13 protein-coding genes and 1 tRNA gene are annotated in these 14,942 nt (G+C 63.2%); 3 read left to right on the top strand and 11 right to left on the bottom strand.

Annotated elements, in window-relative coordinates; genetic code table 11:
• Positions 1–51: 51 nt before the first annotated feature.
• On the bottom strand, positions 52–378 hold the full coding sequence (locus EJ066_RS10720; protein ID WP_126037483.1) for a hypothetical protein: 327 nt from the start codon (positions 376–378) through the stop codon (positions 52–54).
• Between the two features lie 67 nt (positions 379–445).
• Positions 446–871 carry a globin family protein gene (locus EJ066_RS10725; protein ID WP_126037485.1) on the bottom strand — a complete coding sequence of 142 codons (426 nt, stop codon included), beginning with the start codon at positions 869–871 and terminating at the stop codon, positions 446–448.
• 144 nt (positions 872–1,015) lie between these two features.
• On the opposite strand from EJ066_RS10725, the gene EJ066_RS32365 reads away from it, so the two are divergent.
• Entirely contained in the window at positions 1,016–1,141 is a 126-nt protein-coding gene (locus EJ066_RS32365; RefSeq protein ID WP_281035457.1) for a hypothetical protein, read from the top strand.
• On the opposite strand, the gene EJ066_RS10730 is transcribed toward EJ066_RS32365, so the two are convergent.
• A tRNA-Thr gene (locus EJ066_RS10730) sits at positions 1,125–1,200 on the bottom strand. The genes EJ066_RS32365 and EJ066_RS10730 overlap by 17 nt on opposite strands.
• Positions 1,201–1,473: 273 nt before the next feature.
• Here EJ066_RS10730 and EJ066_RS10735 point away from each other — a divergent pair.
• Positions 1,474–2,700: a hypothetical protein gene (locus tag EJ066_RS10735; RefSeq protein WP_126037487.1), complete on the top strand. Its 1,227-nt coding sequence runs from the start codon at positions 1,474–1,476 to the stop codon at positions 2,698–2,700.
• Positions 2,701–2,704: 4 nt separating this feature from the next.
• Here EJ066_RS10735 and EJ066_RS10740 read toward each other — a convergent pair whose 3' ends face one another.
• Positions 2,705–4,306, bottom strand: coding sequence for a cisplatin damage response ATP-dependent DNA ligase (locus EJ066_RS10740; protein ID WP_126037489.1), 1,602 nt, complete (start codon positions 4,304–4,306; stop codon positions 2,705–2,707).
• Positions 4,307–4,547: 241 nt separating this feature from the next.
• The gene (locus tag EJ066_RS10745; RefSeq protein ID WP_126037491.1) at positions 4,548–5,558 is read right to left on the bottom strand and encodes a ligase-associated DNA damage response exonuclease; all 1,011 of its coding nucleotides are present in this window, start codon (positions 5,556–5,558) and stop codon (positions 4,548–4,550) included.
• Positions 5,559–5,747: 189 nt separating this feature from the next.
• Here EJ066_RS10745 and EJ066_RS10750 point away from each other — a divergent pair, with 189 nt between their 5' ends.
• Positions 5,748–6,107 carry a hypothetical protein gene (locus EJ066_RS10750; protein WP_126037493.1) on the top strand — a complete coding sequence of 120 codons (360 nt, stop codon included), beginning with the start codon at positions 5,748–5,750 and terminating at the stop codon, positions 6,105–6,107.
• 100 nt (positions 6,108–6,207) lie between these two features.
• Here the strand turns inward: EJ066_RS10750 and EJ066_RS10755 are convergent, their stop codons facing one another.
• The 6 genes from EJ066_RS10755 to EJ066_RS10780 all read right to left on the bottom strand — a co-directional run bounded on the left by EJ066_RS10755 (position 6,208) and on the right by EJ066_RS10780 (position 14,941).
• Entirely contained in the window at positions 6,208–7,149 is a 942-nt protein-coding gene (locus EJ066_RS10755; RefSeq protein ID WP_126037495.1) for a glyoxylate/hydroxypyruvate reductase A, read from the bottom strand.
• Between the two features lie 133 nt (positions 7,150–7,282).
• Positions 7,283–8,914 (bottom strand): ABC transporter ATP-binding protein, encoded by a 1,632-nt coding sequence (locus tag EJ066_RS10760; protein WP_126037497.1) that lies wholly within the window; start codon positions 8,912–8,914, stop codon positions 7,283–7,285.
• Positions 8,911–10,050, bottom strand: coding sequence for an ABC transporter permease (locus tag EJ066_RS10765; RefSeq protein WP_126037499.1), 1,140 nt, complete (start codon positions 10,048–10,050; stop codon positions 8,911–8,913). Before EJ066_RS10765 ends, EJ066_RS10760 begins: the two co-directional genes overlap by 4 nt.
• A complete protein-coding gene (locus EJ066_RS10770) occupies positions 10,050–11,147 on the bottom strand; it encodes a microcin C ABC transporter permease YejB (protein WP_126037501.1) in 1,098 nt (365 codons plus the stop codon). Before EJ066_RS10770 ends, EJ066_RS10765 begins: the two co-directional genes overlap by 1 nt.
• 30 nt (positions 11,148–11,177) lie before the next feature.
• On the bottom strand, positions 11,178–13,064 hold the full coding sequence (locus EJ066_RS10775; RefSeq protein WP_126037503.1) for an extracellular solute-binding protein: 1,887 nt from the start codon (positions 13,062–13,064) through the stop codon (positions 11,178–11,180).
• Complete coding sequence (locus EJ066_RS10780) at positions 13,064–14,941, bottom strand: extracellular solute-binding protein (protein ID WP_126037505.1); 1,878 nt, start codon at positions 14,939–14,941, stop codon at positions 13,064–13,066. The genes EJ066_RS10775 and EJ066_RS10780 overlap by 1 nt, the downstream gene beginning before the upstream one ends.
• Between the last annotated feature and the right edge of the window lies 1 nt (position 14,942).

Genomic DNA, 14,942 nt, shown 5'->3' on the forward strand with positions numbered 1-14,942 from the left:
GATGAGCTCTGGCCGCTGCGCGAGATACAAGAGCCCGTGGAGACGAGCCGTTTACTGGGTGGGCTCCACCTTCGCGACAACGAGCTTGCCCTGGGCGCGCGCGATTTCGAGTGCCTGGCCGGGGCTGTTCGAGGCGCCCGGGACCGAGATCACGAACGTCTGGCCCTCGGTGAGGGTCGCGACGAAGCGTACGGGCAGGCTTTCTTCGCCCGCCGCCATCGTGGTGACCACCCGATAGCCGTCATCCGCCTCCGTGTAGTAGACGACGCCGTGGAAGTTGCCGAGATCGACCGTCCCACCCTGACGGGCCATGAGTTCGCCGGCAGAAGCGGAACTCGCTACAATGCAAAGCGCCGCAAGAGTTGTATATCGTAACATCGTGTTCTCCTCGATTTATGATTTTATTGTTTCGGGTGGATGGCCGCCTTCGGCTGCACCTGGCAAGTCACGCTGCCAGCTGATCCTCGCGGGCAGCCATGATCATCACACTCGCGAGCAACCCGTAGGCTGCCTCCCAAGCCTCGCGGACAGGCGGCGTAAAAGCCGTGCCGAGGCCGGCCGCCAAAGTCTCGATGAGCGCTTGCCCGACGATCGGATAATGATGCTCCTTGACGCCATAGGTCACGTGGCGCCTGGCGAGCACGCGCACCGTCGGCAGGATGGTGTCGGCACGGTCCAGTCCGTGCACGACGAAGCCCAGGCTCGCCATCAGCTTGGCGCCTTGCTTGGTCATGTCTGTCACCGGAAACAGCGCGCGAAGATCCGCGTCGATCGCGAACAGGCGTTCGTAGAACAGCGCGGCGGCGGCCACGCGTATCGGGACGATCTCGCGAAAACTATCCTGGACAAGTCTGATCTGATCGGGTGTCATCGGCGACGCTCCTGCGTTTTCCAGGCTCGACCATCCCCCCAAAGCGTTTCGCTTGCATGTCGCCCGCGCGTAGATGTGTTTCAGTTGTGTCTCAACTGGTTTTCATTTGCGCTCATTTGATTTCAGATCCCGGCGGCCGGGATCGTGCACTGGGTCGCCCGCATCCTGGTGATAGGCGCGTTCGAAATTGAGGACGCGAAGGTACAAGGCAACGATGCCATGGCGGCAGCAGCGATTGTCGGTTTGAAGAAATTGGTGCCGCTTGCGTGACTCGAACACGCGACCCCATCATTACGAATGATGTGCTCTACCAACTGAGCTAAAGCGGCCCGGGAAGCCGAGGCCTCCAAGATGCGCTGGGTGATAGACGCAACCGGCCGCGAATTCAAGATGGGACTTGGCAATTCGTGTCGCGCCCCTGCCGGGCGTTGGCGGTGGGCTGGGAAAATCAGTGAAAAATATTGATTCCTTTGCCGAAATACCGCCGAAATGGGCTTTGGATGCATCGCCAAGGCAGAATGCGGCCGCTGGCCCGTTGATTGATTGGTCGCCTACGGCTAACGATCATGGGCAATGTGACCGTACGTGCAGAGGGATCCCGCTTGGACGCGATCGAAAAAGCGATCCGGAACGCCTTCGAAAAAGGCAATGCCGACGACCGGGCGTTTCGCGAGAGGGTCTATCGGTCGGCCTTCGCCGCACTGGACCGTGCCCTGCAGGCCAACCAGGGCGTGACGGTGGAAGTCGCCATCAGGCGCCGCAAGGCGGTGCAGGCCAAGATCACCGAAATCGAATCCGAGTTCCTGCCGGCGGTTCCCGATGTCGGCCTGCCGGCCGATGATGACGCCGCAGGACCGGCGGTGGAGCAGCCGGCCGATAGCGTGGCCGAAGCCGAACCTGCGCCGCCGCCTGACGTCGTTGCCGACGGTCCGGTGGAGCCCCAGGCCGATAGCGCGGTCGAAGCCCAGCCTGCGTCGCCGCCTGACGTCGTTGTCGACGGTCCGGTGCAGCCTCCTGCATCCGACGCGCCCCGGTCGCGCGTCTTGCCGGTCGTTCCCGATATTATGCCCGAAGCGGTTTTTGCCGGTGTACCGGAGATCGACATGTCGGCCCCTGCATCGGCCGGAGACGACGACGCTGAGGTGATGCCCGACCGCGACGAGAGGCGGGTGAGAGGCCGCCGTCTGCCTCTCACAGCGATCTTCCTCGGTGTTACGCTGCTCGCGGCTGCCGGCATCGGCCTCTATTTCGCTGCGCAGACCGGCGTCTTCAAGTCGGCGGCCCAACTCGACACCGCCCCGCCGCAAACGCCTCCGACGGTGGAGGACGATGATTTCACGCCGCCAGGCGACACGGCCGCGCCGCTGAACTCCGGCGAGGCCGATGAGGAGCGCGACTGGATCAATGTGTTTTCGCCGAGCGACCCGACGCTTGTCAGTGCGCCTTCGGATGCCAAGGCCGAAGTCATGCAGGACGAGAGCGGTTCCTTCCTGCGCATCCGGTCGGGCGCCTCCGGTTCGGCCATCAGCTTCGACGTCGGCCAAGGCGTGCTGGAAAGGCTCGCCGGCAAGCACGCCGTGTTCGATATCATCGCCCGCTCCGAGGAGGGCAAGGAGACGCAGATCTCCGTCGATTGCAATTTCGGCGAGCTCGGCGATTGCGGCCGCAAGCGCTACGCGGTCGGCCGTGAGAACAACGAATATCTGTTCGACGTGCGATTTCCCGACAAGCGTCCGGGTGCTGCCGGCACCATCGCCATCAATTCCGACTTCGACCAGCAGGGCAAGTCGGTCGACATCTACGAGATCCGCGTCTCGATCGCGCCTTGAAACCTCAAGTGTCGAGCAGCGCCTGCAGCGTCTCGATGCGGTCGGCCTCAGTCGTCGGCTTGTCCCAGCGCAGCCGTGAAATGCGCGGAAAGCGCATGGCGACGCCGGACTTGTGCCGTGTCGAGCGGTTGAGGCCCTCGAACGCCACCTCCAGCACGAGGCCTTGTCTGCGGTCGGCCCGCACCGAGCGGACCGGGCCGAAACGCTCGACCGTGTTGTCGCGGACATATTTGTCGATCTGCCTCAGTTCCTCGTCGGTGAAGCCGAAATAGGCTTTGCCCACCGGCACCAGTTCCTCCGATCCTTCCGGGCCGGACCAGACGCCGAACGTGTAGTCGGAATAAAAACTCGAACGCTTGCCGTGGCCGCGCTGGGCATACATCAGCACGGCGTCGACCGTGTGCGGATCGCGCTTCCATTTGAACCACGGGCCTTTCGGCCGGCCGGTGAGATAGGGCGAATCCCAGCGCTTCAACATGACGCCTTCGATGACCGGATGCAGCGGCTTGCGGCGCAATTCCTCCAGCGCTTGCCAGCCCTCGAATTCCACCAGCGGCGACAGGTCGAACCGGCTCGGTTCGAGCGTCCTGACGAAGGCCTCGAGCCGGCCACGCCGCTCGCGGAAAGGGCGCGCCCGCAGATCCTCGTCGCCGATCTGAAGCACGTCGTAGCAGCGCATGAACGCCGGGTACTGCTGCTGTATCTTCGCTGTCACGCTCTTGCGGTTCAGTCGCTGCTGCAGGTCCGAGAAGGTGCCCGTCGCCTGCCGGGGATCGCCGACCAGAAGCTCGCCATCGACGGTGCCGGAAAAATCCATCGCCTCGGCAAGGTCCGGAAAGGCGCCGGAAACATCGTCGCCGGTGCGCGAATAGAGCCGGCGAATGCCGCCTTCCGATACGGCCTGGACGCGGATGCCGTCCCATTTCCACTCGGCCGCATAGTCGGCCGGGTCGAGCTTTTCGAGATCGCCGTCACCGACCGGGTTCGACAGCATCACTGGCCGAAACAGCGCCAGCGCCGTCTTTTCGGGTTTTTCCGCCTTGCCTTCCAGCCAGGCGAACAGTCCGGCATAGGGCGGCGTCAGCCCGTGCCAGAGCTCTTCGATCTCGGCGATGTCGACCTTGCCGAAATCGGCCAGCGCCTGCTTGGCCAATCGCGCCGAGACGCCAATGCGCAGGCCGCCGGTGACCAGCTTTATGATGGCGAAGCGCGCCGAGACGCTGGCGCTGTCGAGCAGCCCGGCCAGCACTTTCGGCCCGTCGGAACGGCTCGCCGCCTGCAGTTTTGCCACGACCTCGGCGAGCGTCGGCTCGTGGCTCGCGCTATCCGCAGGCTTTTGCGGCCAGACCAGCGAAACTGTTTCGGCGAGGTCGCCGACATAGTCGTAGGAATAGCCGAACAGCACCGGGTCCATGCGTTCCATGACCAGCGTGCGCAGCATCGCCGGCTTGACCGCCGCGATGGTCAGGTCGCCGGTGATGGCGGCCAGCGCCAGGCCGCGATCCGGATCCTCGATGCTGCGGAAATAATCGGTCAGCAGCGTCAACTTGCCGTTGCGCGACGGCGTCAGCACCAGGCGGTCGAGGAGTTCGGCGAAGCGGTTCATGACAGGGTGAGCCGCGCTAATCGGCGAGGTTTGCGTTCTGTCGCGCCCCCCTCTGTCCTGCCAGACATCTCCCCCACGAGGGGGGAGATTGGCAGTTTCGTTCTTGCCGCCCTTCCAGCAACGTCGATGATTGGCGAAGGCCGGCGCGACATCCGATCTCCCCCCTCATGGGGGAGATGTCCGGCAGGACAGAGGGGGGCGCCATAGAGCTCTACGCAGGTGACTACCGAACCTCCTGCCATCAATCGCCCTCGTCCTCGTAGCCGACGAGATGCAGTGGCCTGGCGGTGATGCCTTCGAGTTCGCACCAGCGCACCAGGGCTTCCTCGCGGCCATGCGTCACCCAGATCTCCCCGGCACCGGTCTCCTTGATCGTGGCGGTCAGCTCGTCCCAGTCGGCGTGGTCGGAAATGATCAGCGGCAATTCGACGCCGCCCTGCTTGGCGCGCTGGCGGATGCGCATCCAGCCGGAGGCGAAGCAGGAGATCGGATCGGGAAAGCGCCGCGCCCAGCGGTCGGCGAAGGCCGAGGGCGGGCCGATGACGATGGCCCCGGAGAAATCGTCCTTGCCGCCGCTTTCGACGGTCGCCGGCTCCAGCGTCCCGAGGTCGATGCCCTGGCCCTGATAGTAGTCACTGAGCCTGGCCAGCGCGCCGTGTATGTAGATCGGCCTGTCGTGGCCGGCATCGCGCAGCAAGCGCATGACGCGCTGCGCCTTGCCGAGCGCATAGGCGCCGACCAGATGCGCGCGTTCGGGAAACTGCGCGGTCGATTTCAGCAGGCGCGCGATCTCTTCGGCATCGGGTGGATGACGGAACACCGGCAGGCCGAAGGTCGCTTCGGTGATGAACACGTCGCATTTGACCGGCTCGAACGGCTCGCACGTCGCATCCCTCTGGCGCTTGTAGTCGCCCGACGCGACGATGCGCGTGCCCTGATGCTCGACCGCGATCTGCGCCGAGCCGAGCACATGGCCGGCCGGATGGAAGGTGACGCCGACGCCGTTCACGGCAATCGTCTCGCCGAGTGCTGCCGCCTGCGTCGCCTCGGCATAACCCTCGCCATGGCGCAGCTCCATGATGTCAAGCGTCTGCCTCGTCGCCAGCACGGAGCGATGGCCGGAACGGGCATGGTCGGAATGCCCATGCGTGATCAGTGCCCGGTTGACCGGCCGCACCGGATCGATGAAGAAGTCGCCGGGTGGGCAATAAAGGCCCTCGGGCCGGGGATGAAGCAGGTCGCTGGCGCGCATGGCTCCAAGATAGGCGTTAATTACGGCGCGGGAAGCCTGTTGCAAGTGGCTGCTGACACCGGCACAGGCAGGAGATATCGACCGCATTCCGTACCACTGGTGGCGGCGGCTGCGAAAAAGCCCGATTCGCATGTCCGACTGATGCGGCCATCCCGATCGAAGGCAGAACACCGACACGGAGCACGTCGCATGCGCTGGAACATACTGGTCTTGGCATCTTGCCTGGTATCGGCTGGCTGCGTCGGCAATTCGATGTCCGAACGGCAGGACGCGAACGTCCGGTCCTCGCTGCTGTACGACAGCGTGCCGTGCGACCAATTGCTGACGCAGCGCGACGGGCTGGCGCAGCAATACCGGCTGCCGGTGGATGCCAAGCCGTCCTTCTCCAATCCGGCAATGGGCTTCGGCCCGTTCACGCCTGACATGCGCTCGAAGAGCAAGCGCGATTCCGACCAGGCACGCGGCGAGATCGATGCCATGAACCGTTCGATTGCCCGCCGCGAATGTGGCAGGCCGGCCAAGCCAGACGAGCTCAGCCTGCCGGGTTAGCGCATGACCCTGGAAATCGGAATCGATTTCCGGAAAGGATCATGCGCCAATTCAAAAAGTGTAGAGCGTCCTTTGCGCGTCCAATTGGACGCGCGGCGCTCTAATACCCCGCGTCGCGATCGACGACGTTCTCGAGCTTCTCGCCGCGCTCGAAGGCGGCCATCTGGCGCAGCATGATCGGCGCCAGATGCACGGGATCGGAGGTCGCCGCCGCATGCGGCGTCACGAACACCTTCGGGTGGCTCCATAGCGGGCTGGTCTTCGGCAGCGGTTCGACCTCGAATACGTCGAGGCTCGCTTCCTTCAGCGTGCCATCCTCCAGCGCGCGCACGATGTCGGCATCCTTCTGCAGGCGGCCGCGCCCAGCATTGATCAGCACCGAACCGCCGAGGCCGTTGCGTTTCCTCAGCTCCTTCAGCACGCCGTAATTGACGATGCCTTGCGTCTGCGGCGTGAGCGGCAAAAGCACCACCAGAATGTCGGTGGCGTTGAGGAAGGGGATCAGCCCTGCCTCGCCCGAATAGGTCGAAACGCCCTTCATCGACCGGTCGCTGCGCGACCAGCCATTGACCGGAAAGCCGAGCGACAAAAGCACCGACGCCGCAGCGCGGCCGAGCGTGCCGAGCCCCATGATGCCGACGGAGATGTCGCTGGCCGGCCGTTGCGGCGGCTCGTGCCAGATCTTCTTTTTCTGCTGCGATCGGTAGAGCATGCCCTGGCGATGATGATCGAGCACCCGCCAGACGACATATTCGGTCATGTACTGGGTAAGGTTGTCGGCCACGACCTTGACGATCGGCACGTCGGGCAAGGTGGGATCGGCGAAGATGTGGTCGACGCCGGCGCCGATCGAAAACACGGCACGCAGATTGGGCAGCGCCGACAGCAGGTTCGGCCGCTGCTTCCAGACCACCGCATAGGTGATCGAAGGATCGCTGGCGCCGTCCGGCTCGAGCACCACCTCGCGTTCCGCCGACAGCAATTCGCGCCAGCGCTGCGGATGAAAGCCGGTGAGGGCAAGCAGGATACGGCCTTTTTCCATTGCGGATTCTTTTTCCTTTTTACCTACGGCGCCCGCGTCTCCTGGACGCGCGAAGGACGCTGTAGCACTTTGATTTTGCGCATAATCCTCAACGAAAATCGATTCCGATTTTCGGGGGGCATGGGCTGGCCCATTACTCGCTGACGATGCCGACCGGCGCCGTCTCGATCCTGAACGCGGCCGAGATCAGCGCCTTGGTATAGTCGGTCTGCGGTCGCTCGAAAATCTGTTCGGAGGGGCCGGCCTCGACGATCTTGCCATTGCGCATGACGATGACGTCGTTGGCAAGCGCGCGGATGACCTTCAGGTCGTGGCTGATGAACAGATAGGCGAGGTCGTGCTTGGCTTGCAGGCTGCGCAGAAGGTCGACCACCTGCGCCTGCACACTCATGTCGAGCGCCGAGGTCGGCTCGTCCAGCATGACGAAGCGCGGGTTGAGCACCATGGCGCGGGCGATGGCGATACGCTGGCGCTGGCCGCCGGAAAATTCGTGCGGATAGCGATTGCGCGTGGCGGGATCGAGCCCGACTTCCCCGAGCACATCGACGATGCGCTTGTCGCGCTGATCGGGCGACAGCTTCGGCTCGTGGATCCTCAGCCCCTCCTCGACGATCTCGGAGACCGACATGCGCGGGCTCAAGGACCCGAACGGATCCTGGAAGACGATCTGCAGCTCGCGTCGCAGCGGCCGCATGGCGTTGAAAGTCAGCTCGTTGATGTCGCGTCCGTTGAAATGAATGGTCCCGGTCGACGAGATCATCCTGGCCAGTGCCAGGCCAAGCGTCGTCTTGCCCGAGCCGGATTCGCCGACGACGCCGAGCGTCTGGCCGGCGCGCACGGTGACGTCGATGCCGTCGACAGCCTTCACATTGTCGACGGTGCGCCGGAAAAAGCCTTTTTTGATCGGAAACCAGACCTTGATGTCCTGGCCGGTCATGACTGGCTTGGCGGCGTGGTTGGCCGCCGGCGGCTTGCCCTTCGGTTCGGCGGCAAGCAGATGCCGCGTATAGGTATGCTGCGGGTTGGCGAAGATGTCTTTCGTCGGCCCGGTCTCGACGATCTTGCCCTTCGTCATCACGCAGACCCGGTCGGTGATCTTCCTGACGATGCCGAGATCGTGGGTGATGAACAGCATCGACATGCCCTTGCGGCTCTTCAGCTCCGCGAGCAGTTCGAGGATCTGCGCCTGCACGGTGACGTCGAGTGCCGTCGTCGGCTCGTCGGCGATCAGCAGTTCCGGTTCGTTGGCCAGCGCCATGGCGATCATGACGCGCTGGCGCTGGCCGCCGGAAAGCTGATGCGGATAGGCGTCGAGCCGTTTCTCCGGCTCGCGGATGCCGACCTCGTTGAGCAGCTCCAGGGTGCGCGCCTTGGCTTGGCGGTCCCCCAGGCCCTGGTGCAGCGTCAGCACCTCGACGATCTGCTGCTCGACCGTGTGCAGCGGATTGAGCGAGGTCATCGGCTCCTGGAAGATCATGGTGATCTTGTTGCCGCGCACGCGGCGCAATTCCTTCTCGTCGGTGGCGAGCAGGTCGGCGCCCTGGAACAGGATCTTTCCCGACGGATGGCTGGCGGCCGGATAGGGCAGCAGCTTCAGCACCGACAGCGCCGTGACCGACTTGCCGGAGCCGGATTCGCCGACCAGCGCCACCGTCTCGCCCTTGGCGATGTCGAACGAGATGTGGTCGACGGCCATCGACTGGCGGCCTTCCTGCGCGAAGGCGACGCTGAGGTCGCGGACGGAAAGGAGGGGGGCTTCGCTCATCTGAACGTCTTGCGCGGATCGAAGGCGTCGCGGGTCGCCTCGCCGACGAAAACCAGCAGCGACAGCATCAGCGAGATGACGACGAAGCCGGAAATGCCCAGCCACGGCGCGTTGAGGTTGCGCTGGGCCTGCTTCAGGAGCTCGCCCAGCGAGGCGGAGCCGGGCGGCAGGCCGAAGCCGAGATAATCGAGCGAGGTCAGCGTCGAGATCGAGCCGCTGAGCAGGAAGGGCAGGAAGGTCAGCGTCGCCACCATGGCGTTGGGCAGCAGATGCCGGAACATGATGGTGCCGTTGGACACGCCGAGCGCGCGGGCCGCGTTGACATATTCGAAGTTGCGGGCGCGCAGGAACTCGGCCCGCACCACGCCGACCAGCGCCACCCAGGAGAACAGCAGCATCAGCCCGAGCAGGATGAAAAAGCCGGGCGGCAGGATGGCGGCGACGATCAGCAGGAGATAGAGCACCGGGATCGCCGACCAGATCTCTATGAAGCGCTGGAACAGAAGGTCGGTCCAGCCGCCGAAATAGCCCTGCAACGCGCCGGCCATCACGCCGATCAGCGCCGAGCCGGCGGTGAGGATCAGGCCGAACAGCACCGAGACCCTGAATCCGTAGATGACGCGCGCCAGCACGTCGCGTGCCTGGTCGTCGGTGCCCAGCCAGTTCCAGTTGCCGACGACGCAGTTGGGGTCGGCGGCACCTTGCGGATACTGGTTGCACCGCGTCTTGGCGTCATAGAGCCAGGACGGCTTGGTGGGCGCCGCCTCGGGGATGGCGTTGTTGACGGTTCGGTAGGAGTAGCGGACCGGCGGCCAGATCATCCAGCCATGGGCATTGATCTCGTCCTGGATGACCGGGTCGCGATAATCGGTGACCGCATAGAAGCCGCCGAACTTCTCCTCGGGATAAGCGACCAGGACCGGAAACAGAATCTCGCCCTTGTAGGAAACGAGGACCGGTTTGTCGTTGGCGATCCATTCGGAAAACAGCGACAGCACGAAAAGCACGAGGAATATCCACAACGACCAATGGCCGCGCCGGTTGGCCCTGAAGTTCTGCAGGCGCCGCTTGTTGAGCGGCGACAGCCAAGGTCGGGCAATCCGGTCCGGTGCCGTTTCGACCGCGGTCTGCGTCATCAGACGTCTCTCCGCTCGAAGTCGATGCGCGGGTCGACCCAGGTATAGATCAGGTCGGACAGCAGCCCGACAAACAGGCCAAGAAGCGAGAAGATGTAGAGATTGGCGAATACCACCGGATAGTCGCGCTCGACCACCGACCTGAAGCCGAGAAGGCCGAGGCCGTCGAGTGAAAAGATGTTCTCGATCAGCAGCGAGCCGGTGAAGAAGGCCGAGATGAAGGCGCCCGGAAAACCGGCGACGACGATCAGCATGGCGTTGCGGAAGACGTGCCCGTAGAGGACCTGCCGTTCCGACAGGCCCTTGGCGCGCGCAGTCACCACATACTGCTTGCGGATTTCCTCGAGGAACGAATTCTTGGTCAGAAGCGTCGTCGTGGCGAAGGCCGACAGCACCAGCGCGGTCAGCGGCAAGGTCATGTGCCAGAAATAGTCGACAATCCGCGCCGGCCAGGACAGCTGGTCCCAATTGTCGGAGGTGATGCCGCGCAGCGGGAACCAGTCATAGAACGATCCGCCGGCAAACAGCACCATCAGCAGGATGCCGAACAGGAAGCCCGGGATGGCGTACCCGACAATGACGACGCCGCTGGTCCAGACGTCGAATGCCGAGCCGTCCTTGACGGCCTTGCGGATGCCGAGCGGGATCGAGATCAGGTAGGACAGGAGCGTGATCCACAGTCCGATCGAGATCGACACCGGCATCTTCTCCAGGATCAGATCGATCACTGAAATGTCACGGAAATAGCTGTCGCCGAAATCGAACCTGGCATAGTTCCACAGCATCATGCCGAAGCGCTCGAGCGGCGGCTTGTCGAAGCCGAACTGCTTTTCCAGCTTGGTGATGAATTCGGGGTCGAGCCCTTGCGCGCCGCGATATTTCGAGCTGACCTCGCCGGCCGCATCGAAACTACTGCCGCCCGCGTCCCCACCGCCACCGCCGCCGAGGCGGTCGCTGCCGCCCTGGTTCGTCAGCCTGGCGATGACCTGCTCGACCGGCCCGCCCGGTGCGAACTGGATGACGGCGAAGGATATTGCCATGATGCCGAACAGGGTCGGGATCATCAGCAGGATGCGGCGCAGGATGTAGGCGCCCATCAGGCCCTCTGCGTACTTTGAGCGAAAATTTCAGGCTTTGCCAATTTTTGCCGCCTTGTGCTTGTCGAACCACCACAGCGCCTCGACCGGAAAGCCGAAATCGGGCTTCTGCTCGGGAAAGCCGAACATGTCCCAATAGGCGGTTCGGTGATTCGTGAGGTGATATGTTGGAATCCAGTCGAGCCGCGCGCGCAAGACCCGATCGAGTGCTTTGAGCGCCGTGACGAGGCCGATCCGGCTCTGCGCCTTGCCGGCTGCCTCGATCAGCGCGTCGATTGCCTTGCTTTCCGTACCGGGATAGTTGCGCATCCCCGGCGTCTTCGCCATCCGGGAGTCGTAGAGGATTTCCAGGCCGTCGGCGGTGGGCGTCGCCCCGATCGACCAGGCAAGCATGTTGAGATCGAAGTCGAAATTGCTCTGCCGCGCTTCGTACTGCGTCGAATCGACCTGCCGGATCGAGGCGTCGATCCCGATCGCCTTCATATTCTCGGCCCATGGCGTGAAAATGCGCACGAGGCCATCATCCTCGGCCAGCATTTCCACCCGCAGTCGCTCGTCCTTTTCGTTGACGACGAAATTGCCCGCTCGCTTCCAGCCGGCCTCAGTAAGCAGTCTCGAAGCCTCGCGCAGCAGCTTGCGGTCGTGACCCGAACCGTCGGAGACGGGCTGCATCACCGGTTCGCCGAAGGTTTCCGGCGGCAACTCGGCTCGGAACGGCTCCAGCAGGGCCAATTCCTCGGGCGAGGGCAGGCCCTCGGCCTTGTAATCCGACCGCTCGAAGTTCGATTGCGAGCGCTCGTAGGCGCCGTAAAACAGAACCCGTTTGGTCCATTCGAAATCGAAGCAATTGGCGATCGCCCGTCTCACGCGGACATCGCGGAATTGCGGACGGCGCTGGTTCAGCGCCATAGCCTGCATGGATGGCGTTTTTTCACCGGGAAATTCGCGTTTGACGACCCTGCCGTCCTTCAGCGCCGGAAAGTCGTAACCGGTCGCCCATACCCGCGCGGTAAATTCCTCGCGAAAATGCGTGTCGCCTTTCTTCAGGGCTTCAAACGCTGCCTGGCGATTGTTGTAAAAGTCGATACGGATGCGGTCGAAATTGTAGAGGCCGCGGTTCACCGCCAGGTCGCGGCCCCAATAGTCGGCGACGCGTTCATATTCGACTGTCTGTCCGGCGGCCACGCGCCCTATCTTGTATGGTCCGGAGCTGAGCGGCGGTTTCATCGTCGAGGCATCGAATTCATTGGCCGTATAAAAGGCCTTGGACACGATCGGCATTGCGACGACCGCAAGGATATTCTGCGCGGACTGTTTGCCGTTGAAGGTGAGGTCGACGGTAACCGGATCGACCGCGACCGCTTCCGTCATATGCCGCAACGCCTGGGAAAGGTTCGGATGGCCTTTGTCCTTGTAAAGCGTCAACGCGAAGGCAATGTCTTCAGCCGTCAGTGGCGAACCGTCGTGGAAGCGCGCTTGCGGTCGCAGGCTGAAGCGGAAGCCGTTGCGGTCATCCGACAGGGTAACGGACTCGGCAAGCAGGCCATAGACCGCGTCCGGCTCGTCGAGCGCGCTCGCCATCAGCGAATCGAAACAGAGTTCCGTGCGCGGCGGCGAGTCCCCTCTCAACACCAGGGAATTCAACGTGTTGAACGTCAGGAAGCTCTGATTGAAGGTGGAATTCGGCGGTGCGAAATTCATCTGGCCGCCTTTTGGCGCATCGACATTCACATAGTCGAAATGCGTGAAGTCAGCCTTGTATTTGAGATCGCCGAAGGCCGACAGGCCGTGCAGTTTTACGCCGGTCGGGATGGTGGCGAAGGCCCGGCCGGGCAGCAGCGCCGCTGCCGTGGCCGCGACGCTGAGCGCCAGAAAGTCGCGGCGGGCCAGAGAGTCGCGGCGGGGGAGCGCCGCCATCAATTGCCACTCTTGTATTTTGCTGCCAGCGCTTTTTCCTTGTCCTTGTCGATCCACCAGGAATCGATGTCGGCGCCGACATAGGCGGGTTGCTTGTCGGGAATGCCGAACTTGTTCCAGTAGGCCAGCCAGACCACCGGTCTGTGCCATTGCGGCACCACATAGTAGCTCCACAGCAGAACCCGGTCGAGCGCATGGGTGGCGGCAACCAGATCGTCGCGATCGGTGGCGAAGATGACGCGGTCGACCAGCGCGTCGACCACCGGGTTCTTGATGCCCATCAGATTGCGGGAGCCAGGTGCATCGGCGGCTTTTGAACTCCAGAAATCGCGCTGCTCGTTGCCGGGGGAATCCGACTGTCCGAACATCCCCGTCACCACGTCGAAGTCGAAGCCGCGGGTGCGGTTGACATATTGGCTGGGGTCGACGATGCGAAGCGCTGCATCGATGCCGATCTTGCGCAAATTGTCGACATAGGGATTGGCGATCACCTCGTCGCTCGGGTCCCGTCCGAGGATTTCCAGCTTGAACTGGTGGCCGGTCTCGGCATTGACCATCTTGCCGCCCTTGATGACCCAGCCGGCCTGGGCGAAGAGGTCAACCGCAGCCTTCAGATATTTGCGCTCGGCCTGTGGGGAATCGTAGACCGGCAGCTTGAATTCCTTTGTAAACAGCTCCGGCGGCAGCTTGTCTCGATACTGCTCGAGGATCTCCAGCTCCTTGCCTTGCGGCAGGCCGCTCGATGCCAGTTCCGTGCCTTGGAAATAACTGCTCGTACGGGTGTTGAGGCCGAAGAACAGCGTGCGGTTCATGCTTTCGAAATCGAGCACGTAGGTCAGCGCCTCGCGTACTCGGCGATCCTGAAATTGCGGGCGCCGCAGATTGAGTACGAAACCCTGCATCGGCTCGGGCGTTTCGGTCTTGAATTCCTTCTTGATGACGTCGCCTTGCTTGATCGCGGGGAAATTATAGGCCGTCGACCAGCGTCTGGAACTGTTTTCCGCCTGGATGTCCTCAAGTCCGCCCTTGGTGAACGCCTGCCAAGCCGCGTTCTCATCGAGAATATAGGTGAAACGCTGCGTGTCGAAATTCTCGCGGCCGATCTTCACCGGCAGCTTGGCCGCCCAGTAGTCGGGCACGCGCTGCCAGACGATTTCCGAACCCGGCTTGAAGCTGGCGATCTTGTAGGCGGCGGAGCCGAGCGGCGGCTCCTGCGTCGGCCTGGTGACGTCGCGCTTCTTGCCTTTGGCGTCGGTGCCTTCCCACCAGTGCTTCGGCAGCACGACGAGATCGCCAATGATTTTCGGCAGCTCCCGATTACCCTTCTGGTCGAAATGGAACTCGACCTCGCGGTCCGAGATCGCGACGGCATCGGTGACGTTTTCGAAATAGCGGCTGTATTGCGGGCTGTTGGCCTTCAGCACCTGGAACGACCAGATCACGTCGTCGGTGGTGATCGGCTTGCCGTCATGCCACTTCGCCCGCGGGTCGAGACGGTAGGTAACCGAGGAATAGTCGTCCGGATGTTTGTAGGCGTCGGCGATCAGCGGATGACTGACGCTGCCCTCGTCGGTCGCCTGCTCCATCAGCGTATCGTAGAGCAGCCCGCCGCCGAACGGGACGAAGCCGGCGGCGAAGGTCCCCTGGACAATATAGGGGTTGAAGCTGTCGAACGTGCCGGGCGCCACCGAATTCAGCGTGCCGCCCTTCGGCGCGTCCGGATTGACGTAGTCGTAGTGCTGGAAGTTGTCGCCATATTTGGATTCGCCGATCAGCGACGAGGTGGTACGCCATTCCTGGGCGAACGCTGCCTGAAGGCCGCCGGCCAAAGCGGCCACAACCAGCACCGATCTGAGAAACGTTCGGCCAACCGTCATG

The sequence above is a fragment of the Mesorhizobium sp. M9A.F.Ca.ET.002.03.1.2 genome (assembly GCF_003952365.1).
Classification (GTDB): domain Bacteria; phylum Pseudomonadota; class Alphaproteobacteria; order Rhizobiales; family Rhizobiaceae; genus Mesorhizobium.